Source organism: Aurantimonas sp. 22II-16-19i (assembly GCF_002088275.1).
In the GTDB taxonomy this organism is placed as follows: domain Bacteria; phylum Pseudomonadota; class Alphaproteobacteria; order Rhizobiales; family Rhizobiaceae; genus Jiella.
In genome coordinates, this window is record NZ_AQQS01000013.1 from 46,466 (window position 1) to 72,050 (window position 25,585).

Below are 25,585 nucleotides of genomic sequence, written 5' to 3' on the forward strand. Positions count from 1 at the left end.
ACTTCCCGCTCGCCGCCATCCGTGTCCGGTCGGTCGCAAAGCGGCTTCTTCCGCTACGTGGATTCCTCGACGCAACGCCTCCGAGGCCGATCCTCAGCGATGTCACGAAATTTCGCAAGAAGAAAATTATTTCGCAGAACGAAATCTTCGAAGGCTTTCGTCCATCGCTGGTTTCAGAGTAAGAGCGCGAAAGACGCAGAACCCGGCCGGAAAGCAGGATCGAAGCCCGTGATCGCAAATGTCGAGAGATCTGAGCCGAGCGTGTCCCGCGTTCGCCGGAGAAAGTGAGCGAGATTGGTTGAGGGCAGAGACGGCAATTTCGTCGAGGGTCTGGCTCGAGGGCTATCCATCCTCGAGTCGTTCGACCGGAACAACGCGTCCATGACGTTGTCGCAGGTCGCACGGCGGACGGGAATGAGCCCCGCCGCGGCACGGCGCGGCCTGCATACCCTGGCGAGCCTCGGCTACATCCGCCAGGTCGATCGGCACTTCGTGCTGAGCGTCCGCATCCTCAGCCTCGCCTCGGCCTATCTCCAGGCCGCCGGCAGCGACGACCTGCTCTTGCCGGAACTGCGGCGCATCGTGGGGACGTTCGGCGCCGCCGCGTCGATCGCCGTCCTCTACGGCACGGACATCCTCTACGTCGCGCACTATTCCGAAGAACGATCCCGCCGGATCGTGGCTTCCGTCGGCACCTATTATCCGGCCCATGCGACGTCGCTCGGCAAGGTCCTGCTCGCCGCGCTCACCGAGGAGCAGTTCGAGGCCTATCTGGAACGCGCGGAGCTGCGTCCGCTCACCGACTGCACGATCGACAACGTCGACGACCTGAAGCAGGTCGTCGCAGAGTGCCGGAAGAACGGCTATGCCACTTCCGTCGATGAACTCGACTACGGGATCACCTCGCTGGCCGTGCCGATCCGCAACGCGCAGGGCCGTGTTCTCGCGGCGATCAACTGCTCCGGATACTCCGGTCGCGTGACGGCCGAGCGCCTCGTTGCGGAGCGATTGGAGGATCTGATCGGGTCGGCCAATCGGATCGGCCGGGTCCTCGACGCCAACCCGGCGCTGGCGCAGTCATTCCATCTCTGAGCCTTCCTGGGGCAACGCCCCGGCGCTCGCCATGCCGGGGAGCGCAGGGCGTGTTCACGCCACCGACGCCCCGCGCTCCTGCAACTCCTTGCGGATGGCCGCTCCATGTTCGTCGAGCAGCGGCGGCGGCAGAATGTCGGCGTCGATCTCTCCATCGAAATTGTAGGGAGGCCGGACGGTCGTGAAGACGCCGTTTTCCGGACGATCGACCGATACCTTGATCCCCAGATGCCGGGCCTGGGGATCGTCCAGCGCTTCGTCGGCGTCATAGGCGGCCGAGTGCGGTACGCCGTTCGCGGCAAGCCGCTCGCACCATTCGTCCCGGCTTCGCTCCCGGAAGATCGGCGTCAGCGCCTCGATCAGATCGTCATGATGGGCGATCCGCCCCGTTCGCTCGACGAAGCGTGGATCGCTGCCGATTTCGGGGTGGTCCAACGCAATGACCAGCGCATCCCAGAACTTCGTCGGAGAGGACAGGTGGAACGCGATCCAGCGATCGTCGCTGCATGCGAAAGTGTAGGATTGGGACACCTCCGGGCGGCTCAGCGGGCCCATCACCTGTCCGACGCTGTAGTAGTGGGTGAAACTGTCGAGATTGAAATGCGACATCGCTTCCAGCATCGAGATGTCGAGCCGGCGCCCCGTTCCCGTCTTCGATCGCTCCAGCAGCGCCGCGCAGATACCGGTTGCGGCATACTGCCCCGTGACCGCATCCGCGATGGCCGGTCCGATGACGCGGGGACGGTCGGGGGGTGTCAGAAGTCGCAGATAGCCTGAGGCCGCCTGCGCCACCGTGTCGAAGACCGGCCGATCGCGATAGGGGCCGGACGTGCCGAAACCTGTGATCGCGCAGTAGATCAGGTCCGGCTTGAGCGCGCGCAGCGTCGCCTCGCCCGCTCCGATCTTCTCGGCAAAGCCCGGGCGAAAGTTCTGAATGAACACGTCGGCGGTGGCGACCAGTGCGTGGAAGACCGCAAGATCCGCCGGATCGCGGGTGTCGAGGGCGATGGAACGCTTGTTCCGGTTGTAGGTCTGATAGTGCGGCGAGTAGAGCCCGCCCTTGAAGGCCCGGAACGGATCGCCCGTTCCCGGCCGTTCGACCTTGATGACGTCGGCGCCGAGATCGGCGAGGTGCATCGCGGCGGCCGGACCCGTGATGTAGGTTCCCATTTCGACGACGCGAAAGGACCGAAGCATCTTGACCATCAGCGGTCATCCTTTCTGGCAGGCAGTCCGTCGTAGCTGATCGCCTGATCGGCGTGGTGGGACATGACGAAGCCGATGGAACGCTGGCTCTCCTCGAGAAGATGCGCCACAAGCCCGGCCGTTCGGGCAAGAATGGGGACGCCTTTCATCGCTCCGCGCGGAAAGCCTGCGTCCAGCATCAGGGCCGGGATCGCGCCGGACACGTTGATCGGCAGCGGCCGGTTCATGATGCCCGGCGCGTGGCGGGCGATCGCCCTGAGCATCGCGACATGTTCGCCCTCGACGCCCTCTTCCTTGGCCACGGCCAGAAGCCGGTCGGCGCGCGGGTCGCCGCTGCTGTGCTGCGGATGTCCCAGCCCGGGCACCTTCTGGCGCCTCGCCTGCAACTCCTCGAGGCTCTCGCGCGCGACGGTGTCCGCGTCCTGGCCGGTTTCACGGACCCGGTCGACCAGTTCGCCGAGATAGCGCCCGGCCGTCTCCGAACTGCCGGCGACGACCGAGCCCATTCCCAGAATGCCCGCCGCGATCGCGCCCTGCCATGCATCCGGACCTGCCGCCAGCGTCATGCGCGCGGCCTGGACGCTCGGCACCAGGCCATGCTCGGCAATGGCGACGAGGCAGGCATCGGTGACGCGACCTTGTGCCGCGCTCGGCCGGTCACCGGTCACCAGAAGCCAGAAATAGTCGGTGAAATTGATCCCGCCGATCAGATCGCGGCACAGATCGTTCCCTCGCACCGTGACACTGACCGCGTCGGACGCCGCGATGGCCGTCAACGCCTGATCTTGCTTGCCGATACGCAAACGCTGTCCTTTCGTTATGCGAAAATTCTTTCGTATGCCGAAATTTATAGCGATCCCCGGTTGTTCGTCAAGCGACGTCGACCGTCTTCCGGCGTTCAGCGCTCGGCACGGTGCGCGGGAACAGGAAGCTCGGGTTTCGCAGCTCCCTCTCACAGACAGCAGCCTCCAGAAAATCCGGAACGCTTCAGATCCCGCCAAGGGCACCCGGTTGATTTTGCCTTGCAACGGGCCTACCTCGCTGTCAGCGACCGACCGAAGAGGATGACCGCAGCGATGGATTTCTCCCTGACCGCAACGCCGATTTGCCTTGCCATCAGGGATATCCATACCCATGCCTGCGACGATCTCACTTTCCGCCCTCTCGCTCTCTGCGCCTGACGGCCGCCTCCTCTCCACCGACCTCGACCTGACCTTCGGCTGCGAGCGAACCGGGCTCGTCGGCCGCAACGGCGTCGGCAAGACGACGCTGCTTCGGGCGATCGCCGGCGATCTGCCGGTCGCTGCCGGCAAAGTCGCCGTCGGCGGCAGCGTCGGGCTGCTCAGCCAAGCCGTCCGACATCGGCCCGGCGAGACGATCGCCGATCTGTTCGAGGTTCGGGCAGGCCTTGCGGTGCTGCGCCGGGCCGAGGCGGGAATCGCCTCGATGGACGAACTGGCGGATGCCGACTGGACGCTGGAAGAGCGCGTTGCCGCGGCGCTTCTCGCCGTCGGTATCGGGGCGCCGCTCGAGACGCCGCTTGCCGAACTGTCCGGCGGCCAGGCCACGAGGGTGCGCCTTGCAGCCCTCACCTTCGCCGCCCCGGACTTCCTTCTTCTGGACGAGCCGACCAACAATCTCGACCGTGAGGGGCGCCAGGCGGTGATCGCCCTCCTTGCCGGTTGGAAGGCCGGCGCGATCGTCGTCAGCCACGATCGCGAACTGTTGGAGACGATGGACGCGATCGTCGAGCTGACGTCGCTCGGCGCGGCCCGCTACGGCGGCAACTGGAGCCACTATCGCAGGGAGAAGGCGATCGCGCTGGAGGCAGCACGGCATGATCTCGCCGACGCCGAGAAGCAGATCGCCGAGATCGACCGCAGTGCCCAGCGCAGCGTCGAGACGAAGGCACGAAGGGACCGCCGCGGGAAAGGCACGGCGGCAAAGGGCGGGATGCCGCGCATCATCGCCGGCCTGCGCAAGGATCGGAGCGAGGATTCGGGCGGCGTGAATGCCCGGATCACCGGTCGCAGACGGGAGCAGGCCCTCGGCGCACTCTCCGACGCCCGCGAGCGGATCGAGATCCTGCAGCCCTTCGCGGTGACGCTGGCGCCGACCGGACTTGCCTCCCGCAAGGACGTCCTGAAGCTCGACGACGTGTCTGCCGGCTATGATGCCGCCGAGCCGATCCTGCGGAACGTCTCGCTCTCGATCGTCGGGCCCGAGCGCGTCGCGGTGACGGGGCCGAACGGGGTCGGCAAGACGACGCTTCTGAAGCTTCTCGTCGGAGATCTGCAGCCGCTTTCAGGCCGCCTGTGGATCACGGCGGACGTCGCCATGCTCGACCAGAGCGTCGGTCTCCTGGACCCGGAGACGTCGATCCTGGAGAACTTCCGCCGCATCAATCCGCAGGCCGATGCGAATGCCTGCCGCGCGTCGCTCGCCCGCTTCACCTTCCGGGCGGGAGCGGCCGAGCAGATCGTCGGGGCGCTGAGCGGCGGCGAGATGTTGCGGGCGGGGCTTGCCTGCGTGCTCGGGGGGCCGCGCCCGCCGTCCCTCCTCATCCTCGACGAGCCGACCAACCATCTCGACGTCGCCTCCCTCGAGACGATCGAGGCGGGACTTCGCGCCTATGACGGGGCCCTGCTGGTCGTCAGCCACGACGAGGCGTTCCTAAACGCCCTCGGCATGACGCGGCGATGGCAACTGCGACGGTCCGAACGTCCCGGCGTGAAAGCCTGGATCGAAGCGAGCGGTGAATGATCGCGGCCCCGGCCTGATCACCTGCGCCGGCGACGCTGCCCGATCATCTCGACCAGGGCCCGCAGTCCCGCCGGCACGTGCCGGCGTCCCGGATAATACAGGCAGAGATCATAGGCCGGCGGCATCCAGTCGCCGAGGACCTGTACCAGCCGACCCGTCTTCAGATCGTCGGCGCAGGTCTTGTCCGCCAGGTAGGCAAGGCCGAAACCGGAGCGCGCGGCCTCCAGCATGACGTTCGGCTCGTCCAGCGTCAGCCTGCCGGGGACGTCGATCGTTTCAAGCTTGCCGTCCCGCCAGAACTCCCAGGGCGAGAGCGCCCCGCTCGGCATGCGGGCCCGGATGCATTCGTGCCGCAGGAGATCGCCGGGAGATGCCGGCACGTCGCGCGCGGCGAAATAGTCGGGCGTCCCGACCACGACGAACCGCACCTCCTCTGCGAGCGGGACCGAGACCATGTCGCGGGGCACGACCGCCGCCGGCCGGATGCCCGCATCCCATCCTTCGGCGACGATGTCGACGAGGCGCCCGTCGGTGGCGATGACGACCTCCATGTCGGGATGGGCCCGCAAGTAGTCGACGATCACCGGCGAGAGGATCCGGCGCGCGGCACCCGACGAGGCGTTGATCCGCAGTGTGCCCTTCGGGCTGGCGCGCCGCTGGTTCACGACGTCCATGGCGAGATTAATGTCGGCGACCGCCGGAGCCACCTGCCCGACGAAGGCCTCGCCGGCTTCGGTCAGGCCGACGCTGCGGGTCGTCCGGTTGAACAGCCTCACCCCCAGCCGCTCCTCCAGAGCGATCACCGCGTTGCTGAGCGCCGATGTCGACATGTCGAGCTCACGGGCGGCGGCGCGAAAGCTGCGATGCCGCGCGACGGCGAGGACGGCTTCCAGTTCGACAAGCCCCGTTCTGTGCATCGTCCGGATTTCCAGGATACGTCATCGCGCAACGTCCCGATTATCGCACATCCCCTCCCCCATTACATCGGCCGCATCCCATCGCTCGAAGAGGAGCGTCCGATGCGTTTGATCGACACCGCCTACATCGACGGGGCCTTCGTCCCGGTTTCCGGCGACGAGGTCCTCGAGATCGCCAATCCGGCCAACGAGGAACCGATCGGCCGACAGCGGCTCGCCGGCCGGCAGGACGCAAGACGCGCGATCGCCGCGGCAAGCCGGGCTCAGGTCGCACTTTCGCAAAGCACGAAGGCCGAGCGGCTCGACATGCTGAGGAGCCTCCAGGCTGCCATCCTTTGCCGCGCCGACGCGATCCGTGACGTCACGATCGAGGAATACGGCGCTCCGATCAGCCGGGCCCGCTGGATCAGCCAGTACGCCTCCGACTGTTTCGGCTATGCCGCAGAGGCCCTGCAGCGATACCCGTTCAGCCGCAGGATCGGCGATGCGACCGTGCGCATGGAACCGGTCGGCGTTGCCGCCCTCATCGCCCCCTGGAACGCTGCCGCCGGCACGATCTGCAGCAAGCTCGCCTCGGCGCTCGCCGCGGGATGCGCCTCGGTGATCAAGCCGAGCGAACTCGGCGGACTGCAGTCGCAGGTGGTCACGGAGGCGCTGCATTCCGCCGGACTTGCCGCCGGCATCTTCAACGTCGTCGTCGGGCGCGGCAGCGACGTCGGCGACGAGCTCAGTGCCAATCCCGACGTCGCGCGCATCTCCTTCACCGGGTCGACCGCGACGGGCAAGGCCATTGCACGGGCCGCGAGCGAGACCATGAAGCGCGTCAGCCTGTCGCTTTCGGGGAAGTCCGCGGCGATCCTCCTCGACGACGCCGACTGCGAGGCAGCCATTCCGATGGCGCTGAACAGCGGCTTCCAGAACAACGGCCAGGCCTGCATCGCAGGAACCCGCATTCTCGTCCCGCATGGCCGGCTGGAGGAGGTCGAGGCGATCGTCCGCGCGGCGATGGGCGCATGGAAGGTCGGCGATCCGGCCGATCCCGGAACGACGCTCGGCCCGCTGGCGAACGCCGCCCAGTTCGACCGCGTCCAGCGATACATCGCCCGGGGCATCGAGCAAGGCGCAACCCTCATCGCCGGCGGACCCGGACGGCCGGAGGGTCTGGCCAAGGGCCATTTCGTCCGGCCGACCGTGTTTGCCGACGTCGGCAACGACATGGACATCGCCCGCGAGGAGATCTTCGGGCCCGTCCTCTCGATCATCGCCTATAGCGACGACGACGACGCGGTCGCAAAGGCCAACGACTCCGCCTACGGCCTGCAAGCCTACGTCTATTCCCGCGACGTCGAGCGGGCGAGCCGCATCGGCGAACGGCTGATGGCCGGATCGGTCCTGATCAACCGGGTGACGCCCGACCTGCGGGCGCCGTTCGGGGGCGTCAAGCAGTCCGGCATCGGCCGCGAATTCGGCCTCTTCGGCCTGGAGTCCTTCCTCGAACCGAAGGCGATCGTTCGCGAACACGCGGAACCCCAGGACGCCGCGGCGCAGCCTTGGCGGGGCCAGGGCAGCATCACGGATTTCTACTGAGACGATCCACCCGCCCGCGACGATCCGGCCGGGCGAGCGGCGCGACCGGATACCGCGCCGGCGGCAACGTCTGGACGCTCGCGGCATGGGAGGCTCGGCCCTCCCGCAACGGAAGCCGGATATCCGCAACCGACCTCGCCCGCCAGAGACCTGGCACCACAGGAGACCTGAACATGGAAGAGCGACATCTCGCCGGTCCTGGCACGGCCGAACACGTCGATCGAGACAGACGCGGACTGATCGGCATCGCAGCGGCGGCGATGGCCGCGGCACAACTCGGGAGCATCGCCGATGCTCATGCGCGCAGCACGTCCACGAAGGCTGCCGCCGCGGACCCGGCAAGGCCCGGTCCGGGGGCATCCTTCGCGGCGATCCACCAGATCGAGGCCGGCGTTCTGAATGTCGGCTATGCCGAGGCCGGCCCCGTCGACGGCCCGGCGGTGCTCCTCCTGCATGGCTGGCCCTACGACATCCACAGCTATGGCGACGTCGCGCCGATCCTCGCCGCCGCCGGCTACCGGATCGTCATTCCCTATCTTCGGGGCCATGGCTCGACCCGTTTCCTGTCCGAGGCGACGATGCGCAACGGCCAGCAGTCGGTCGTCGCGGCGGACGGCATCGCGCTCATGGATGCGCTCGGCATCAAGACGGCCATCGTCGCCGGCTACGATTGGGGCGCGCGGACGGCCGACATCATGGCGGCCCTCTGGCCGGAGCGCTGCAAGGCCCTCGTCTCGGTCAGCGGCTACCTGATCGGCAGCCAGGCGGCGGGGGCCGAGCCCCTGCCGCCGAAGGCCGAGCTGCAGTGGTGGTACCAATACTACTTCGCCACCGAACGCGGCCGCGCCGGATACGACAAGTACCGGCACGATTTCGCGAGGCTCATCTGGCAGATCGCTTCCCCCGACTGGCATTTCGACGACGCCACCTTCGCGCGCAGCGCGGCGGCGCTCGACAATCCCGACCATGTCGCCATCGTGATCCACAACTATCGCTGGCGGCTGGGGCTCGCCAAGGGCGATCCCGCCTTCGACGCGCTCGAACGACGGCTCGCGACCTTCCCGGCGATCACCGTGCCGACCATCACGCTCGAGGGCGATGCCAACGGTGCCCCTCATCCGGCTCCCACATCCTACGCCGAACGGTTCTCCGGCAAATACGTCCATCGCACCATTAAGGGCGGCATCGGCCACAACCTGCCGCAGGAAGCGCCGCAGGCCTTCGCCAAGGCCGTCATCGACGCCGACAGGCTGTGAAGCCTTTACCGCCAAACGTCTCAAACGAAAGGAACGACACAATGAAAAATCTCATCGCCGGGCTGATGCTCGCCTCGGCCGTGCTCGGCGCCGCCGTCACTTCGGCCGCGGCCCAAGACCCCACGATCGTCCTCGTGCACGGGGCCTTCGCCGACGGATCGAGCTGGCGGAAGGTGATCCCCCTCCTGCGCGCGCGCGGCAAAACTTCGTGGCAGGTCACCGGTCACGTCCATCCTCGCCGTCTTCAGGCAGCCAATCGCATCAGCCCGCTGTCCAGATCGGCGGAGCCACCTCCGTGGAACGGATTGCAGATCACTGCGCAGGGGCGACCGAGCCGAAGAGACTTTCCAGTTTCGTGGCTGTGACCGGCTCGCTGTAGAGGTATCCCTGGGCTTGAGGGCAACGCCATTTCTTGAGGAGATCTTCCTGCTCCACGGTTTCCACACCTTCGGCGATCACGGAGAATCCGAACTTGCGAGCCAACATCAGGACGGCCTGAACGATGGCCGCGTCCGCTCCCCGCGCGCGGACGTTGCTGACGAAGCCTCGGTCGATCTTCAGCCGGGTAATCGGAAACTGCTTCAGGAATGCGAGCGAGGCGTAGCCAGTGCCATAGTCGTCGAATGCTATGCCTACGCCCATCTCATGCAGGGCATAGAACTGATCTCTCGAGCACCCGTCATCGTTGAGCATGATGTTTTCGGTGATTTCGAGTTCGAGCTGTCGCGCAGGCAGGTTCGATAGAGAGAGTGCCGAGCGAACGATGTCGGGCAAAGGGTCGGTTCTCAGCTGCGCCCCGAAAAGGTTGACGCCCATAAGAAACCCGCACACCCGCTTACTCCAGGCTGCGGCTTGCCGGCATGCCGTCTCCAACACCCAGTTTCCCACCGGCGCGGCGAGACTGCTGTTTTCCAGTGTCGTGAGGAAGGCGCTCGGCTGGAGGAGGCCGCGCTGGGGATGTCGCCACCTCAGGAGGGCTTCCGCGCCAACGATCTGGCGATCCTTGAGCCTCACCTGCGGTTGGTAGTGCACCTCGAACTGTCTCGTTTCCCACGCTGCCCGGAGTTCGGTCTCCAGATGACGCCGCGCCGTGGCCGCCGCCTTCAATGCTGGCACGAACACACATTGGCGGTCTCCGCCATCAGCCTTCGCCTTGTAGAGCGCCAGGTCCGCACTTCCGATCAGCGTGGCCGCGTCGGCTCCGTCGCTGGGCGACATGGCCATGCCGATGCTGCAACCGACCCACATCAGTCGGCCATCGATATTGAACGGCCTGCCGAGTTCGCCGCGAATGATCGTCGCGAGGGCGTCGGCTTGCGAAGGGTCGGCCGTGCCGGGAACGAGAACGGAGAATTCGTTGCCGCCCGATCGAGCCACCGTTGCTGTCGGGAGGGTGATGCAACGCCGGATTCGGAGGGCGGTTTCGATCAAGACCGCGTCGCCTGCGGCGTGTCCGAACTGGTCGTTGACCTCCTTGAACCGATCCAGATCGACAAGCAAAACGGTGGAAGCAGACCCCTGTGACAGGGCGTTGGCGAGCATCTCCAGGAGCCAAGTTCGATTGGGGAGCAGTGTGAGTTGATCGAAATGGGCGAGGTGATGGAGCCGCTCATCGTTGGCCCGGCGCATCGATACGTCTCGTATGGTTGCCCCGAAGCGGGCCTCTCCCTCTTCGGTCCACATCGAAAGGGACATTTCCACGGGAAAGTGCGTGCCATCGACGTGTTGTGCGGTGATCTCCACGACGGTGCCGACGACCCGGGGCCGGCCTCCTGCTGCGACGCGCTTCATCCCGCTGGTATGTGCGCCACGCATCGGCTCGGGAACGATCGCGTCGAGCGAGGTTCCCACGGCATCCGCCACCGGCAGTCCGAACATGCGCTCGGCAGCGGGGTTCCAGTGCAGGACGAGCCCATCGGCGTCAGCGACGATCATGGCATCGGGCGAACCATCGACAAAATTATCAAGAAACGACATGTGAAAACGCCTTCTTTCGAACGCCTCTCACAGCGCTGACCGTATTGGGGCTGAGCCTTGCTCATTCCTCGGTGCGGGAAGGAACGCCCAGCGGGTAGCCGCGTGCCGATCGAGGTCGCACAGCGCTACATGCGTTGGAGTATTCTGGTCCATGCCCATGGCGATGTCACCGACCACGGGCATGCCCGACGGCGGACTATCTCTTCAGCAGTTCCCGCATTGATTGCGCAATCGTCGCATGGTCGTAAGGCTTGGTGAAAAAGACGGTTCCTTCCGGCATATCCGCCTCACTCACCACATGCCGCCCGGACGTGACGATGATCTTCACGGGCGGCCATCGATCCCGCACCGCGGCGGCAAGCTTGAGCCCATCCATCGAGCCCGGCATATCGATGTCGGTGAAGATCAGCCTGATGTCGGCATGCGCTTCCAGCAAGGCGATCGCGGCGTCAGCGTTGGTCGCTTCATAGGTCTGAAAGCCCTCGGCTTGAAGTTGATCGACGATATCCAACAGGATGAGCGGCTCGTCCTCGACCACGAGGACGGCTATTCGGTCAGTCAAACTGGAGTACCCCGCTTCACCTTTTCCACAAGATCGAACCTGAGGCTCGCGCTGATGTCCCGCAGCAGGTCGATCGAAGCCTGTGACGTCAGGGTAGGCTCGCCAAGTTCGGTGCCGCTCTCGATTTTCACCTCCGTGGCCACATCGACGATTTCGACGGCCTCAGCCACGCTGAGAACATCCTTCTCGATGAGGCCGTGAATGAGGCTTTCCACCAGAAGGATGGCCGCGTGGCCGTACGGATCGAACTCCCGAGCGCGCAGATTGTCGTGCCCATTGTGAGTTTCGTCGTTCATCGGTCGCTCCCGAGCAGGCGAGAGCACGATGTCTCTCTGCCGCCGGAGCCTGGAATCTGGCCGACGATCCAGTCTTCTAACCCGACTACGGCGACAGAACCATCACCTGGATCAACTTGCAATATTAACTTTGAATAATGTCAACGAGGCCAGTGGCGTGGAATGGTGGAGTCATGGAAAATCGCTTCATCGAAAAGCTGCAAGGCTTCTGTGCTCTTTCACCCGTGGAGGTTCTGACACTCGCCGAAGCGACATCGCGGCCGAAGAGTATTGCGCCGAAAACCGATCTGATACGCGAGGGCGACAGACCGGGGGCAGTCTTTGTCATTCTCGACGGCTGGGCTTGCCGATACAAGATCCTCCCGAACGGCACGCGCCAGGTGCTGGCCTACCTGATGCCAGGCGACTGCTGCGACCTCCACATCGGCCTGCTCGCAGAGATGGACCACAACATCCAGGTCATCACTCCAGCGCTCGTCGCGACGGTGGAGCGCAAAGCCATGGACGAGATCATGGACCAGCATCGCGGGGTCGCCAAGGCGATGTACATTGCCCAGCTCGTCGACGAAGGCACGATGCGCGCGTGGATAACCAGCATGGGGCGGCGCACCAGCACCGAACGCGTGGCTCATCTGATGTGCGAACTCTACCTGCGCGCTCGAAATGTCGGGCTGGTCTTCGAGCCTGAGCTCAAGTTGCCTCTGTCCCAACTACTTCTCGCAGATTCGCTCGGCATGACGCCGGTCCACGTGAACAGGGTGCTCAAGGTGCTTCGCCTGAGCGGCGCGATGACACTGCAAAGAGGCAGCTTGCATATCGTCGATGCCGCCAAGCTCGTTCACCTGGCGGGGTTCGACGACAACTACCTGCACAGACGCCTGCGAAAAGCGGCGTAGCGCTCTCGACGCAAACGCTGGCGCATTGCCCAGAACGATATTGCCCAGAACGATGATGTCGAACTTGGCTTGCACCGTCCGGCCGCCCACATTCATCCCCGCTCTTAGGACATGATCCCGAAGAGTGGGAACCGGTTTTCGGAAAAGATCATGCGGCAACAAGAGAATAGATCGGTGAAGTCTTCAAGGCGGGGGGAATGCGAGGTCGTCGTCACACCGCGGGTCGACCCGGAGCGCCAAGCATCCCTACCTCGCCGACAAACCGAGGCCACCGGGTTGACCAGCCGCCGACGAATGGCACGCCGGAGCGTGTGCGCGGCATGCTCCAGCCGGCATGAGGATCGTTGGACCCGTCAGTCGGCGCCGTCCACGTCGGCGATCTTGCGCAGGGTGTGAAGGAGAGCGAGGCGCTCGGCCGGGTTCAGCGGCTCCAGCGTGTCCTCGCTGGACTTGAAGGCGCAGGGCGTCATGGCGCGCAGGACCGAGCGACCCTCCGCCGTGATGGCGATGATGACCTTCCGCCCGTCGGCAGGGTCCTTCGAGAGGGTGATCAGGTCGCGGGCCTTCAGACGCTCCACGATGCCCCGGATCGTCGCCTGGTCGACGCCGGTCGCCTTCACCAGCTCGGCCTGGGACCGGCTGCCTTCCTCGTCGAGCGCACAGAGCGTCGCGAACTGGACGGCGGTCAGGTTGTCGACCGCGGCGTTGTTCTGGAAGATCGCCAGATGCCGCTGATAGGCCCGGCGCAACAGATATCCCACCTGTTCGGCGAAGACGTAGTCCATGCCCGCGGTGACGGAAGCGCCCGACGCTCCCGCAGCCGTCGCGACGTCGGCGTCTTTCCCGGCATCGCTCACCTCCGCCTCGGCCTTCGAAGGCTCGGGGGACGGGGTCGTCACGTCGCGCATCAGTAGGCGGACCACGCTCATATCCACGCAGGTTGCTCGTCCCTCCCTAGTTGCCCGGTCGGGAGGGAAGTTTCAAGAAAGGGCAGCTTCAGGTTTCAGACCAGCCGCCCGGGAGATCGACTGCCGCGCCGCTGGTATCGAGCCGGCGCGGTGCGTGAGCGCAAACCCCGGCATGGTCGAAGACCGGGACCGAAGGTTTCATGTGCTGATCTGTTTCGCGCGGTTGCCGCGGGCGAGCGTCAAGAGGATCGCCCCGATGCCGGCAGCGGCGCCCACGGCCGAAACGAGGTAGCTCGGCGTGAACATCATCAGGCCGCCGCAGAAGACCACCCCCCGCGGAACGACGTCGAGGGAGCGGCGGAAGAAGCCCTCCGCCCCGATCGCCAGGAGCACCGTGCCGATGCAGACCGTGGTGATCTGGATGAGCGTGTTCATCTCGAAGGCCGGGTTGAGGATGCTCGGGGCATAGACGAAGGCGAAGGGCAGGATGAAGGCGGCGAGCGACAGCTTGCAGGCGCTGAGCGCGATCCCGATGGGATTGGCGTCGGAGATCGCCGCCGCCGCATAGGCCGCGACGGCGACGGGCGGCGTCATCGCCGACAGGACGGCGAAGTACATCAGGAAGAGATGCGCGTTCAGGAGCGGGATCTGGAACTCGTTGACGAGGGTCGGCCCGATCAGGACGGCGGCGAGCACGTAGGCGCTGGGCGTCGGCATGCCGAGGCCGAGGAGGATCGTCACCGCGGCGCTGAGGACGAGGGCGAGCGCCATGCTGTCGCCGGCAAAGGCGAAGGTGATGTAGGAGAACTTCATCGCCAGCCCGGTCATGGTGATGCCGCCGATGACCAGCCCCGCGGCCGCGCAGGCCCCGGTGACGCCGAGCATGCGGATCGTCGTCGATGCCATGCCGTCGAAGATGCCGACCGGTCCGAGCCGGTGACCGGGGCGGAACCAGGAGGCGACGATCACCGACAGGGTGGCGAAGACCGCCACGAGGGTCGGCGAATAGCCCTGCAGCAGCGCCACGACGAGGACGACGAGGGGCACGATGTAGACCCAGCCCTCGCGCAGGGTCGTGGCGAGCGAGGGGACCTCGTCGCGGCCGAGCCCGCTCAGTTCGAGCCGCTCGGAGCGCAGATGCACCTGCAGCATGATGCAGGCGTAATAGAGGATGGCGGGAATGATCGAGGCGGCGACGATCGTGATGTAGCTGATGCCGGTATATTCGGCCATGATGAAGGCGGCCGAGCCCATGACCGGCGGCAGGATGCTGCCGCCCGTCGATGCCGCGACCTCGACGGCCGAGGCGAGCCGCGGGCTGTATTTGAGGCGGCGCATCATCGGGATGGTGATTGAGCCGGTCGTCACGACGTCCGAGGTCGGGCTGCCGGACATGGTGCCGAACAGCGCCGAGGAGATGACCGCGATCTTGGCCGGACCGCCGTGGGAGCGGCCGGCGATCGCCGCCGCGATGCGGAAGAAGAACTCGCCGCCGCCGGCCTTCTCCAGGAAGGTGCCGAACATCACGAACAGGAACACATAGGTCGCCGCCACGCGCACGGGCACGCCGAACAGCCCGTCGCCGGTGAAGACGTTGACGTCGAGGAAGTGGTTGAGGGTGATCACCCCGTGGCCGAGGGGACCCGAGATGAGGTCGCCGAAGAGATTGTAGGCCGTGAAGGCGACCACGATCATCATCAGGAAGACGCCGACGGTGCGCCGGGTGATCTCCAGCGCGAGAAGAACGATGGCCAGCGCCGCGATGGTCTGGACCGTCGTCAGCGGCATGAACAGGCTCATGCGGGTCGCGATGACGTCGGTCATCGAGACGAAGTAGGCGGCGGTGGCAAGGCTGATCGCGACCAGCACCCAGTCGTACCAGGGCACCCGGGTCTCGCTGGCAGAGGCATGGGCGCGCACGAGGAGAAAGGACGGCGGCAGCATCACGCACAGGAACACCGCCGTCGCGGCGAGCGCGTCGATCCGCGCGAAGGTGGTCTCATAGAACACCCAGAGACCCACGGCCGCAGCGTAGATCTTGACGGCGTTCGCCAGCGGGCCCTCGAGCTTGCGCCGGCCGCCAACGGAAAAGAGGCTGTTGAAGAAACCGATCATCTGGCGGACTCCGTGAAACGCCGACCGAGCTGGAGAGCCAGACGGATCGAAGCGGGATCTTGTCGAAGGGCGCCGCGCATTCGAAAGGACGCGCGACGAAGGTATCGGTCACTGGCTTGTCGTGGGCTTGCCGTGGCCGACCGGACATCGGACCCGGTATCCGGCCGGCACGAACGCCTGGAGCGGCCGACGGCGAAGATCGCCGCCCGCCGGTCCGCCCTCGCGTCCTATTCCTCGTAGGCCGCCGTCGCGCCGGGATGATAGGGAAGCGACTTGGCCGAACGCATCACCTCAGGCGTCAGGGCCTTCATCGAGGAATGGACGTTCTGCATCTGGGCGATGTTGTCGAGCAGCCCCGTGGTCAGCGCCTCGACCTCCTCCGGGGAGGTGGACTTGGGCACGATCAGCGCCGCCTGCGCGCCGAAGGTCTGGATGTCCTGCTTCTGCCAGTCGTAGCTGCCGGCCGGGATGGTGACCGGGACGGAGCCATAGGCTTCGCCCATATAGGCGATGACGTCGTCTGGAACCGACAGCAGCCGCAGGTCGACGCTCTCGGCGATCGAACCGATCGAGCCCGTCCCGATGAACATCGCATTGGTCCAGATGTCGCCGCGGCCATCCTTCATCAGCTCCTCGGCGGTCTGCGAGCCCTGATACTGGATGGAGCCGCCGCTGGACTCGATGCCGGAGAATTCGATGCCGAGCTTCTTCAGGGACGCTTCGGCAAGGATGCTCGGCAGGATGCCGCGCTTGTTGACGATCAGGTCGACCGGCTTGTCCTTCATGTCGGCGATCGAGGAGATACCGTTTTCGGCCGCGAACTCCTCGTTCATCAGCCACTGCATCGGGGCCCAGTTGTAGAGCACCGCGACGACGGCGAAGTCGTCCACCGGCGCCTGGAACGGCGCCTCGCCCTTGGAGGCGATCACGGCCTCGCCGAGATGGACGATCGACATGTCGCAATTGCCCTGGGACATCTGCACGATGTTGGCAAAGCCGCCGCTCGACGTCTGGTAGGTCACCGACGACTGCGGATCCTCCTTCTTCACCGCCGCGTCGATGCCGGCGCCGAGCAACGCCCACAGGCCGCCCGGGCTCGCGCCGCACAAGGTGTAGTTCCTGGCCTCGGCGTTCGTCGCCACGAGGCTGGCGGCAAGGATGCCCGAAGACAGGACTGCGGACTTCAGAAAGGACTGTGGCATGGCGGTGAGCTCTCCTGTGTTGAGGGATGACGGGACGAGAACCAGGGTCGGAAGGTCACCCTCGACGCCGCTGCGGCGCCGGTCGTCGTCCCGTCGTGGTTAGGCTTGCGGGACCTTCCGTAGATCGCTTGGGTGAGTGGGAGCCGCAGGCCCCGCCGGCGAGACGACGATGCCGCTCGCGGCCCGCGCCGCGGCGAGGGCGCGCTCGAGGCTGGCGATGTCGCTCGCATGGATGGTGTAGCAGGCGTCGCCCGCCTTCACGGCCTGGCCCACCGCGACGCGCAGATCGACGCCGGCGGACTTGTCGTGGGGGGCGCCGGCGCGCCGCGCGATGCCTGCCAGGTGCCAGCCGTCGACGCTGCCGACGATGCCGGCATGGTCGGCCCTGACCGTTTGGACCAGCGGGCCAGGCTTTGCCGGAGGATGGGCCCCCTGCCCGGCGGCGATCTCGGCAAGCTTCGCCTTGGCCCGCCCCGACAAGAGGATCTCCTCGGCCGTCGCCCGCGCCGCCGCGCGGTCGGCATGGTCCGGCGAGAAGCTCAGGATCTCCCCGGCAAAGAACAGCGCCTTTTCCCGCAGATCCTGCGGCGCGTCCGGCGCATTGTCGAGCACGCGCATGACGTCGCGCAGTTCGAGCGCCGGGCCGATCCCCTGGCCGATGGCGCTTCCCCCGTCGGTGGCGAAGGCCCTGACCGTCAATCCGAGACCGTCCCCGACCCGCTCGAACACCCGGCCCAGTTCCTCGGCCTGCGCCCGCGTCTTCAGCTTCGCGTTCGGGCCGTAGGGCATGTCGATGACGACATGGGTCGAGCCGGCGGTCCATTTCTTCGACAGGATCGAGGCGACCGACCAGGTGTTGCTGTCGAGCGCCAGCGGCCGCGTGATCGAATTGACGACGTCGTCGAGGATCGAATGGTTCAGCCTGCCGTTCCAGGCGATGCAGCCGCCGGTCGTGCGCACGACCCGCTCGACGTCGGAAAATGTCAGGTCGATCCGGCACAGCGCTTCCATGACGTCCGCTGTGCCCGAGGCGGAGGTGATGGCGCGCGAGGACGTCTTCGGCATCAGAAGGCCGGCCGCGGCGACGATCGGCACGACGATCGGCGTGATGCGGCTGCCGGGGATGCCACCCAGCGAATGCTTGTCGACGACGATCGGGGCGTTCCAGTCGATCCGCGGGCCGAAGCGGCACCTCGCCTTGGCGACGGCGATCGCCTCCTCGTCGTCGAGGGACTGGATCGACTTCAGGAGAAAGGCCGCGGTCTCGCCGTCCGGATAGCGCCCCTCGACGATGTCGCCGAAGAGCCTCTCGTATTCGCCGGCATCGAGGCGCCCGCCGGCGATCTTCCGCCTGAGGATCTGCCGGCTCTTCGGCGACGGCGTGCGGCCGATCGAGACGAGCCTGCCGGCCTTAACGCCCAGCGCGTCGAAGGCTTCCCGCGACAGCCCGATTTCATGGGGCAGGAGGAGATCGCCGGCGGGCTCGACGAGATGGACGTCGGCCCGCACGTCGCGCTCGCCGGCCATTACGTCGACCCGCCCGGCCCTGGCGAAGGCGACCGCGTCGAGCACCGGATTGTCCTCGCGCAGATAGGCGACGTGTCGGTCGCCGCCGCTGATCGGCATGCGCTTCAGGGACAGACGCGAGGCATAATGGTCGAGAATGGCGACGAGCCGGTTGGTCGCGTCCTCCAGGCTGGTGTCGTTGACGAGGGTCGCGACCTCCTGGTCCGCCGGAAGCGGCTGGACGGCCCGGGCGAGCCGACGCTCGATCTCGGCGGCGGTTTCCCGCCCGCGTGCCTCGAGCCTCTGGCGGACGATCTCCGGCGGCGCGGTGATCTCGACGATGACGAAGCGGGCGACGCGCCCGGCAAGGTCGGGGATCGCGCCGCGAGAGCCGTTGGCGATCACGCTGCGACCCCTCTCCAGGTCCTCGAGGATCGCGGCCGGCAGGCCGTAGCTGAGGCCGTGCGCCTGCCAGTCGTGGAGGAAGCCCCCCTCGCGCTTCATGCGCGCGAAGGCCGCGTCGGTTGCCGGCTCATGATCCTCGCCGATGCTGGCCGGCCGGGTGATCACCCGGCGGGCCTGGACGTATCGGCCGGAGGGGCCGAGGGCCCGCATCGCCTCGCAGATGAGCGTGTCCTTGCCGACACCGCTCGGTCCGACGATGTAGAAGAGCGTTCCGGTCTGCATCGGGCTTGCCATGCCGTCGATCAGGCCGCGTCATCGAGCCCGATGTCGACGGCGGGCGCCGACTGGAAGGGACGGCTGGTGGAGACGAAGTCGACCCCGGTCTCGGCCTTGCCGGCGATGGTGTCGAGGCGGATCCCGCCCGATGCCTCCAGAAGCGCCTTGCCCGCCACGATCTCGACGGCCGCCGCCATGTCCGCATTGCTCATGTTGTCGAGCATGATGACGTCGGCGCCGGCCGCGAGCGCTTCCTCGACCTGCTCGATGCGGTCGCATTCGACCTCGATCTTGGTCAACGCCGGCACCTGTCTGCGCGCCATCTCCACGGCCTTGGCGATGCTGCCGCAGACCGAGATGTGATTGTCCTTCAGCATCACGCCGCTATCGAGCCCCAGGCGATGATTGAGCGCGCCGCCGCAGGTGGCCGCATGCTTCTCGAGCATCCGCAGGCCGGGCGTGGTCTTGCGGGTATCGAGGAGCCGGGCCTTGGTATGGGCGATGGCGTCGACATATTTGGCGGTCTCGGTCGCGATGCCGGAAAGACGCTGGGCGATGTTCAGAGCCGTCCGTTCCGCCGTGAGCAGCGCCTGGCCCGGCCCGGAGACGACGAGGAGCACCGCTCCCTTCTCGACCCGGTCGCCGTCGGCCGCCCGCATCTCGACCTTGCAGGCCGGGTCGTAGCGAAGGAAGACGTCCGCAGCGACCTCGATGCCGGAGAGGGTCATGGCCTCCCGGGCATTCATGTAGAAGGTCGCATGCGAGGCGGGATCGATCATCAGCTGCGCCGTCAGGTCGAAGCAGCCGATGTCCTCGGTCAGCCACTGGTCGATCAGCTTCCGCGCGACAAAACGATCGTACATTGGTTCTCGTCTCCCTAGAATATCCAGCGAACAAAGCTTCGCCGTCCTTGCGGAAGGACCACAAGAGAAGTTGGCGGCAAGGTCGATACACGCACGGATACCCGGTCGCCGGCGCCCTGGCCATGAATTAAAGCGTCTACGCTATTACTTCACAGTTCCGAATGCTTCGCAAGCTCGTATTTTCCGCAGAGTCGACAAAATCGTGCTATGAAATGGGCCATATCGCTGAAAAAGAGTGCGATCTTAGAGGCGTTGCTAGATTATTTGTGCGCCGCAACAAGTGTATGCGCTGGTTATATCGTGTAAGCTCTCGCTCCGTCGGCGCGCCGTCGCGCGCCCCGGGCCCGATCGCCCGGCAGGCGCGCCGACAGAGGCGATCCGCCGGCACGCGGAGGGAACCGACCTTCAGTTCGAAAGGACATCATCGACGTGGAGACGACCACCATCCGCTCCTGGGCCGAGCTGCAGCAGGCCCTGTTCGCCGACATGTGGAATGGCGAGCTGAACCGGTTCCGATCGCCCTTTCTGTTTCGCGGCGTCGGGCAGGCCCGCTATGATCTGGTCCCGTCGCTGCGGCGCCTCGGCGGGCGCTACTGGGAACTCGAACGGCACGTCCTGCGCAACTTCCGCAAATATGCGCACCGCAGCACCGTGCCCCATGACGACGACTGGAACTGGCTGGCCCTCGGCCAGCATCACGGCCTGCCGACCCGGCTCTTGGACTGGACCTACTCGCCCTATGTGGCGCTGCACTTCGCCACGGCGGAGGTCTCGTCCTACGATCAGGATGGCGCGATCATCATGGCGAACTACCGCCGGATGGCCCATTCGCTGCCGGGCGGCCTGCAGCATCCGCTGACCCGGGACGGGTCCCATGTCCTGACGGCCGAACTCCTACGCGAATATGCCGGCTCGCTCGAGGAACTCGATGCGAAGTCCTCCGAGCATGGCGAGGAATGGGTGTGCTTCTTCGAGCCGCCCTCCCTGGACGACCGGATCACCAACCAGTTCGCGGTCTTCTCCATGGCGTCCCATCCCCGGCTGGACCTGTCCACATGGTTCGCCGAACGGCCGGAATTTGCCCGCAAGCTCATCATCGACCGGGATCTGAAGTGGGAGATCCGCGACAAGCTGGATCAGGCGAACGTCACGGAGCGCGTGCTGTTTCCCGGCCTCGACGGCCTCAGCCGCTGGCTCGCGCGCCACTATATGAGCCCCATCGACGCCCATCTGCGCGCCAACGACTCCGGCTGGAGCGCCCAGCAGGAGATCCCGCCGACGCAGGACTAGAGCATGATCGCGAAACGTGGGAACCGGTTTTCGGAAACCGACGGTCGACGAGGTCGGCGTCTCGACGAGGCAAGGCGGGCCGAAAGGCAGATCGCCGAGGGCCGCGGGGGTCGGGCGCCGACGCGCCGCAAGGTTCCCGTCGTCAGTCCAAACCGCCCTCTCGCACCAGACACAGCGCGAAGGTCTGGCCGATCACCGTCATGCCGCCCGGCGCGCCTGCCCGGCCTGCTTCATGGTGTCTCGGGCAGAGGAGCGACCGATGACCGGCGGGACGGCGACCGCGACGCCGCGCGCGCGATGCCTCAATTGGCCATCCATCCCCCGTCGACGAACAGATTGTGCCCGGTGAGGTAGGTCGCCTCGCTGCTGGCGAGGAACAGCGCCGCGTTGGCGACGTCCTGGGGCGTTCCGAGACGCGGCCAGGGGGTGCGGGCGTGCGAATAGTCCAGCCAGCGCTGCTCGACCGCCCGGCCGCCCTTGCCGGTCAGGATCTTGCCCGGCGCGACGGCGTTGCAGACGATGTGGTGCCTGCCGTAGTCGGCGGCGATCTGCCGGGTCATGTAGGCGATGCCCGCCTTCGACACGCCATAGGCGAAGTCTTCCGGGGCGCTGACATAGCCGTGCTGGGAGGAGATGTTGATGATCCGCCCCCGCACCTCGTCGACGATCTCCTGCGTCAGCATCTGTCGCACGCAGGCCCGGGCGCAGAGGTAGCTGCCCTTCAGGCTGACGTCGATCACCCGGTCCCAATCCGCTTCCTCGGTTTCGGTCAGCGGCTTGCCGGCCCTGAGGACCGCGTTGTTGACGAGGATGTCGATCCGGCCGAAACCGGCCATGGTTGCCGCAACGAGGCGATCGACGGCGTCCCTGGAGGAGACGTCGGTCTCGACGAAGCGGGCTGATCCGCCGGCGGCCTCGATCAGCTCGACCGTCGGCGCGCCGCCTTCGATGACGTCCGTCGTGATGTCCGCCACGACGACATGCGCGCCATGGGCCGCGAAATGCTGGGCGATGCAGCGGCCGATCCCCGATGCTCCACCGGTGACGATCGCCACCTTGCCTGTCAGGCGTTGCTCCATCTGAAGGTCTTTCTCCGCGTTGCGGGATGAGATGTCCGGTGGCGCGACCGCCCGCCGCCGCGGGCCGGATCAGGACGGGAAGATGAGGCCCGGCAGCCAGAGCGCGATGGACGGCGCGCCGATCAACAGGATCACCATCGCCAGCATGATCAGGACGAAGGGAAACGAGCCGATCATCACATCGCGGATCGAGCCCTCACCGCGGACGCCCTGAACGATGAACAGGTTCATGCCAAGCGGCGGCGTGATCAGCGCGACCTCCATCATGATCACCAGGAAGATGCCGAACCATACGGGATCGATGCCGTAATGGAAGACCAGCGGCATGACGATCGGGATGGTCGCGATCATCATCGACAGCGTCTCCAGGAAGCAGCCGAGGATGAAGTAGAAGACGATCAGCAGCAGCAGCACCTCGAAGGGGCTCGAGGCGATCGTCCCGACGGCGCGGGTGAGCGTCTGCGGGATGCCGAGAATGCCGATGACGAAGTTGAGGAACTGCGCGGCGACGACGATCAGGAGGATCATGGCGCTGATCTTGACCGTCGAGAGCAAGGCCTCGTGCAGCATCGCGATCGAAAAGCGTCGCTTGACGATGGTGACGAGCAGGGCGCCGACGACGCCGACGCCGGCGGATTCCGACGGCGTCGCCCAGCCGAGATAGATCGACCCCATGATGAGGACGAAGATGGCCAGCGGCGGCAGCACGTCGATGAGATTGCGCAGCCGCTGGTGCCAGGGGACCGGCGGCGGCGTGATGCCGGCCCGCTCCGGACGCAGCAGGCTGACCACCAGGATGTAGCCCATGAAGAGGAGCGCCAGCACGATCCCGGGCAGGATGCCGGCGGCAAACAGCTGGCCGATCGAGGTGTTCGACATCGAGCCGTAGATGATCATGTTGATCGACGGCGGGATGAGGATGCCGAGGGTCGACCCCGCCGCGATCGAGCCGAGCGTCAGGCGGTCGTCGTAGCGATTGGCCTTCATGGTCGGGATCGCCACCGTGCCGATGGTGGCGGCGGTGGCGACCGACGAGCCCGAAACGGCCGCGAAAAGAGTGCTGGAGGCGATATTGGTGTGCAGCAGGCCGCCCGGCAGCCAGCGCAACCAGTCGGTCAGGGCCCGGTACATGCCATCGGCGACGCCGGAGCGCACGAGAAGCTCCCCGAGCAGGATGAAGAGCGGGATCGCCGTCAGGATGAAGTCGTTGAGCACGCCCCAGGTCTGGTCGCCGAAGACCATCAGCGTCGGAATGCCGAGATAGACGAGGCAGCCGAGAACGGCCGTGGCGAACAGCGCCACCGCGACGGGGATGCCGACCAGCATCAGGCCGAGCATGATGGCAAAGCCGATCGCGGCCGGAGCAAAACCGATCATTGTCCGGCTCCCCGCTCGCTCAGCTGCGCCGCGTGCTCCTCGAGTTCCTCGCCGAGCGACTTCGCGCCATAGGCCTGCGCCAGGCCGGGCGAGCCGGTGACGAAGAGCACGAGCGCATGGACGGCGGTCGCCGCGGCGACCAGCGCGAAGAACACCAGCCCAAGAACCCAGACCGCCTGCGGCTGCCACAGCGGCGTCATCAGGGGCGTCCCCGAGAGCGAGCCATAGGCGGCGCTCTCCGACATCGCCGACCATCCGCGCCAGGCCATGAAGACCGCCATCCCGGTCACCGAAAGGACCGAGACGAGGTCGAGGCCCCGCCTGACGCCTCGCGGCAGCCGCTCGAGCAGGATCTCGACGCGCGTATGCGAGCGATCGAGCCAGGTATAGGCGAAACCGAAGGCGGCGAGGGTCGCCAGCGTATAGCCACCGAACTCGGCACTGCCCTGCAGCGAGACGTTGAACATCTTGCGCAGGAGAACCTCGGCCGTGATCAGCAGTGCAAGGCCGAGCACGGCATAGCCGGCGATGAGCGCGAACAGCCTTGCGAGAGGGCCGAGAGTGGCTGAGACGGGATTGGACGTCATGGGCAAGGCGCGCCTCTCGATGATGGAAGAGGCTGACCCGATGCGAGGGGTCAGCCGGGCTTTTCGCGTCTTTCAGGCGACTTGCGGGCGACCTGTACCGTCGGCCCCGGTCTTCGACCGGTGCCAAGGGGGCAGCGCCCAAGCGCCGCGCGGGCTCGATACGAGCGGTCCGGGAGCGGCCTCCCGGGCGCTGGTACTACTGGATCGTGAGCCCCACCGCCTTGCCGGCGGTCTCGTTCCACGTCGCCGAGCACTGGGGATCGACGGCGTTGCAGGTGTCGCGCCAGATCGGCAGGACGACGCTCTCGGCCGCCTCCTTCACCTTCGCCTGATCCTCAGGGGAGATTTCGACGAGCGTCATGTCGAACTTCTTGTGGTTGGCGCAGCTGTCCTGCCCGGTATTGCAGGCCACCGCGTCTTCGTTCGACGTCACGGCGAGGTCCCAGAGCTTGTCCTCGAGGGTCTTGAACGCCGCCTGCAGCTCTTCCTGCTGTTCGGCCGAGAAGCTGTTCCAGGTGTCGAGATTGATGAAGTGCCCCTGGACCGAGCCGGACACCGAGAGCGGCAGGAAGTGCGTCGTCACCTCCGGCCAGTTGCCGGTGTTGCCGGAGGTCGGCGAGGTCACGCCGCAGGAGACGACGCCGCGCTGGAGGGCCGGATAGACTTCCGAGAACTGCAGCGTGACCGGCGTCGCGCCGAAATGCTGGAGCATCGCCGACATCGACGGCGTGAAGCTTCTGACCTTCAGGCCCTTGAGATCGTCGAGGGTCTCGATCGGATTGTTGCAGTAGAAGACCTGCGGACCGAACGGCCAGAGCGTTAGCACCTTGGCATTGAACTTCGTCTGCAGCCGCTCGTCGAAGGCCTGGCGGTAGTCGTCCACCACCTCGTGCAGGGCGTCCATGTCGGTGGCGACGCCGATGAGGTCGATGCCTTCGAAGAACGGATCGTCGCGGGAGGCCATGCCGATCTGCACCGACATCACGTCGAAGGATCCGCCCTTGAGCATGCGCAGAGCGTCCGGCGCCTTCACGCCGACGACGTCCATGGGGTTGTAGTTGACGCCGAGGTCGATGCCGGTCTTCTCGCCGAGATCCTCGAAGAACGCCCGCTCGATGTCGACCTGCTTGTTGTTCTGCGAGAAATTGCCCGCAACCCGCAGCGAGGTCTGCGCATGGGCCGACGCCAAACCAGCCGACAAGGCGGCAGCGGTCGCGAGACCGACGAGCGTATGTCTGATCATGAGGAGCTCCATTTTGAATTCATTTTCTCATCGAAGCATCACAGATCGCAGCGGTTTGGGAAACGGCAAATAATGGGCAGACAGACATGAGCGGAACTCCTGATTTGCCTCCACAAACCCAGCCGCTGCCGTGTTTTTGAGCGAGAGTTTCGCAGATATGCCCGGTTTTTGGGCCCTCCACT

Annotated in this window: 21 protein-coding genes and 1 pseudogene; 7 read left to right on the plus strand and 15 right to left on the minus strand. The window is 66.1% G+C overall.

Going from position 1 to position 25,585, the window contains the following annotated elements:
- The first annotated feature begins 294 nt into the window (after positions 1 to 294).
- Complete coding sequence (locus ATO4_RS12280; protein ID WP_083591812.1) at positions 295 to 1,092, plus strand: IclR family transcriptional regulator C-terminal domain-containing protein; 798 nt, start codon at positions 295 to 297, stop codon at positions 1,090 to 1,092.
- Positions 1,093 to 1,146: 54 nt separating this feature from the next.
- Here ATO4_RS12280 and ATO4_RS12285 read toward each other — a convergent pair whose 3' ends face one another.
- Positions 1,147 to 2,298: a CoA transferase gene (locus tag ATO4_RS12285; protein ID WP_083591813.1), complete on the minus strand. Its 1,152-nt coding sequence runs from the start codon at positions 2,296 to 2,298 to the stop codon at positions 1,147 to 1,149.
- Complete coding sequence (locus tag ATO4_RS12290) at positions 2,298 to 3,101, minus strand: citryl-CoA lyase (protein WP_083591814.1); 804 nt, start codon at positions 3,099 to 3,101, stop codon at positions 2,298 to 2,300. The genes ATO4_RS12285 and ATO4_RS12290 overlap by 1 nt, the downstream gene beginning before the upstream one ends.
- A gap of 331 nt (positions 3,102 to 3,432) precedes the next feature.
- Here ATO4_RS12290 and ATO4_RS12295 point away from each other — a divergent pair, with 331 nt between their 5' ends.
- On the plus strand, positions 3,433 to 5,061 hold the full coding sequence (locus ATO4_RS12295; RefSeq protein WP_083591815.1) for an ABC-F family ATP-binding cassette domain-containing protein: 1,629 nt from the start codon (positions 3,433 to 3,435) through the stop codon (positions 5,059 to 5,061).
- A gap of 17 nt (positions 5,062 to 5,078) precedes the next feature.
- On the opposite strand, the gene ATO4_RS12300 is transcribed toward ATO4_RS12295, so the two are convergent.
- Entirely contained in the window at positions 5,079 to 5,978 is a 900-nt protein-coding gene (locus tag ATO4_RS12300; RefSeq protein ID WP_083591816.1) for a LysR family transcriptional regulator, read from the minus strand.
- Between the two features lie 102 nt (positions 5,979 to 6,080).
- On the opposite strand from ATO4_RS12300, the gene ATO4_RS12305 reads away from it, so the two are divergent.
- From ATO4_RS12305 to ATO4_RS28080, 3 genes and pseudogenes are all read left to right on the plus strand, one after another.
- A complete protein-coding gene (locus ATO4_RS12305; RefSeq protein WP_083591817.1) occupies positions 6,081 to 7,565 on the plus strand; it encodes an aldehyde dehydrogenase family protein in 1,485 nt (494 codons plus the stop codon).
- A gap of 173 nt (positions 7,566 to 7,738) precedes the next feature.
- Positions 7,739 to 8,821: an alpha/beta hydrolase gene (locus ATO4_RS12310; RefSeq protein WP_083591818.1), complete on the plus strand. Its 1,083-nt coding sequence runs from the start codon at positions 7,739 to 7,741 to the stop codon at positions 8,819 to 8,821.
- A 65-nt stretch (positions 8,822 to 8,886) separates the two neighbouring features.
- Positions 8,887 to 9,021 (plus strand): annotated as a pseudogene (locus ATO4_RS28080) (alpha/beta hydrolase); the annotation flags it as partial.
- A 112-nt stretch (positions 9,022 to 9,133) separates the two neighbouring features.
- Here the strand turns inward: ATO4_RS28080 and ATO4_RS12315 are convergent.
- The 3 genes from ATO4_RS12315 to ATO4_RS12325 all read right to left on the minus strand — a co-directional run bounded on the left by ATO4_RS12315 (position 9,134) and on the right by ATO4_RS12325 (position 11,656).
- On the minus strand, positions 9,134 to 10,798 hold the full coding sequence (locus ATO4_RS12315) for an EAL domain-containing protein (RefSeq protein ID WP_083591819.1): 1,665 nt from the start codon (positions 10,796 to 10,798) through the stop codon (positions 9,134 to 9,136).
- Between the two features lie 196 nt (positions 10,799 to 10,994).
- Positions 10,995 to 11,336, minus strand: a complete 342-nt coding sequence (locus ATO4_RS12320; RefSeq protein ID WP_245308718.1) for a response regulator — start codon at positions 11,334 to 11,336, stop codon at positions 10,995 to 10,997.
- Positions 11,337 to 11,356: 20 nt separating this feature from the next.
- Positions 11,357 to 11,656: a hypothetical protein gene (locus ATO4_RS12325; RefSeq protein ID WP_083591821.1), complete on the minus strand. Its 300-nt coding sequence runs from the start codon at positions 11,654 to 11,656 to the stop codon at positions 11,357 to 11,359.
- A 173-nt stretch (positions 11,657 to 11,829) separates the two neighbouring features.
- Between ATO4_RS12325 and ATO4_RS12330 the strand changes: the two genes are divergently transcribed.
- Entirely contained in the window at positions 11,830 to 12,552 is a 723-nt protein-coding gene (locus tag ATO4_RS12330; protein ID WP_083591822.1) for a Crp/Fnr family transcriptional regulator, read from the plus strand.
- Between the two features lie 353 nt (positions 12,553 to 12,905).
- Here ATO4_RS12330 and ATO4_RS12335 read toward each other — a convergent pair whose 3' ends face one another.
- From ATO4_RS12335 to nadC, 5 genes are all read right to left on the minus strand, one after another.
- Positions 12,906 to 13,337: a MarR family winged helix-turn-helix transcriptional regulator gene (locus ATO4_RS12335; protein WP_083591897.1), complete on the minus strand. Its 432-nt coding sequence runs from the start codon at positions 13,335 to 13,337 to the stop codon at positions 12,906 to 12,908.
- A gap of 321 nt (positions 13,338 to 13,658) precedes the next feature.
- Positions 13,659 to 15,575, minus strand: coding sequence for a TRAP transporter fused permease subunit (locus tag ATO4_RS12340; protein WP_083591823.1), 1,917 nt, complete (start codon positions 15,573 to 15,575; stop codon positions 13,659 to 13,661).
- Between the two features lie 227 nt (positions 15,576 to 15,802).
- On the minus strand, positions 15,803 to 16,777 hold the full coding sequence (locus ATO4_RS12345; RefSeq protein WP_083591824.1) for a TAXI family TRAP transporter solute-binding subunit: 975 nt from the start codon (positions 16,775 to 16,777) through the stop codon (positions 15,803 to 15,805).
- A gap of 99 nt (positions 16,778 to 16,876) precedes the next feature.
- On the minus strand, positions 16,877 to 18,970 hold the full coding sequence (phnN, locus tag ATO4_RS12350) for a phosphonate metabolism protein/1,5-bisphosphokinase (PRPP-forming) PhnN (RefSeq protein WP_139802414.1): 2,094 nt from the start codon (positions 18,968 to 18,970) through the stop codon (positions 16,877 to 16,879).
- A 20-nt stretch (positions 18,971 to 18,990) separates the two neighbouring features.
- Positions 18,991 to 19,827, minus strand: coding sequence for a carboxylating nicotinate-nucleotide diphosphorylase (gene nadC, locus ATO4_RS12355; RefSeq protein ID WP_083591826.1), 837 nt, complete (start codon positions 19,825 to 19,827; stop codon positions 18,991 to 18,993).
- A 429-nt stretch (positions 19,828 to 20,256) separates the two neighbouring features.
- Between nadC and ATO4_RS12360 the strand changes: the two genes are divergently transcribed.
- Positions 20,257 to 21,117 carry an FRG domain-containing protein gene (locus ATO4_RS12360; protein WP_210191068.1) on the plus strand — a complete coding sequence of 287 codons (861 nt, stop codon included), beginning with the start codon at positions 20,257 to 20,259 and terminating at the stop codon, positions 21,115 to 21,117.
- Positions 21,118 to 21,419: 302 nt separating this feature from the next.
- Here the strand turns inward: ATO4_RS12360 and ATO4_RS12365 are convergent, their stop codons facing one another.
- From ATO4_RS12365 to ATO4_RS12380, 4 genes are all read right to left on the minus strand, one after another.
- Positions 21,420 to 22,196 (minus strand): SDR family oxidoreductase, encoded by a 777-nt coding sequence (locus ATO4_RS12365; RefSeq protein WP_083591827.1) that lies wholly within the window; start codon positions 22,194 to 22,196, stop codon positions 21,420 to 21,422.
- 69 nt (positions 22,197 to 22,265) lie between these two features.
- On the minus strand, positions 22,266 to 23,573 hold the full coding sequence (locus tag ATO4_RS12370; RefSeq protein WP_083591828.1) for a TRAP transporter large permease: 1,308 nt from the start codon (positions 23,571 to 23,573) through the stop codon (positions 22,266 to 22,268).
- Complete coding sequence (locus ATO4_RS12375) at positions 23,570 to 24,160, minus strand: TRAP transporter small permease (RefSeq protein ID WP_083591829.1); 591 nt, start codon at positions 24,158 to 24,160, stop codon at positions 23,570 to 23,572. Before ATO4_RS12375 ends, ATO4_RS12370 begins: the two co-directional genes overlap by 4 nt.
- Before the next feature lie 196 nt (positions 24,161 to 24,356).
- Entirely contained in the window at positions 24,357 to 25,403 is a 1,047-nt protein-coding gene (locus ATO4_RS12380) for a TRAP transporter substrate-binding protein (RefSeq protein WP_139802415.1), read from the minus strand.
- Positions 25,404 to 25,585 lie beyond the last annotated feature (182 nt).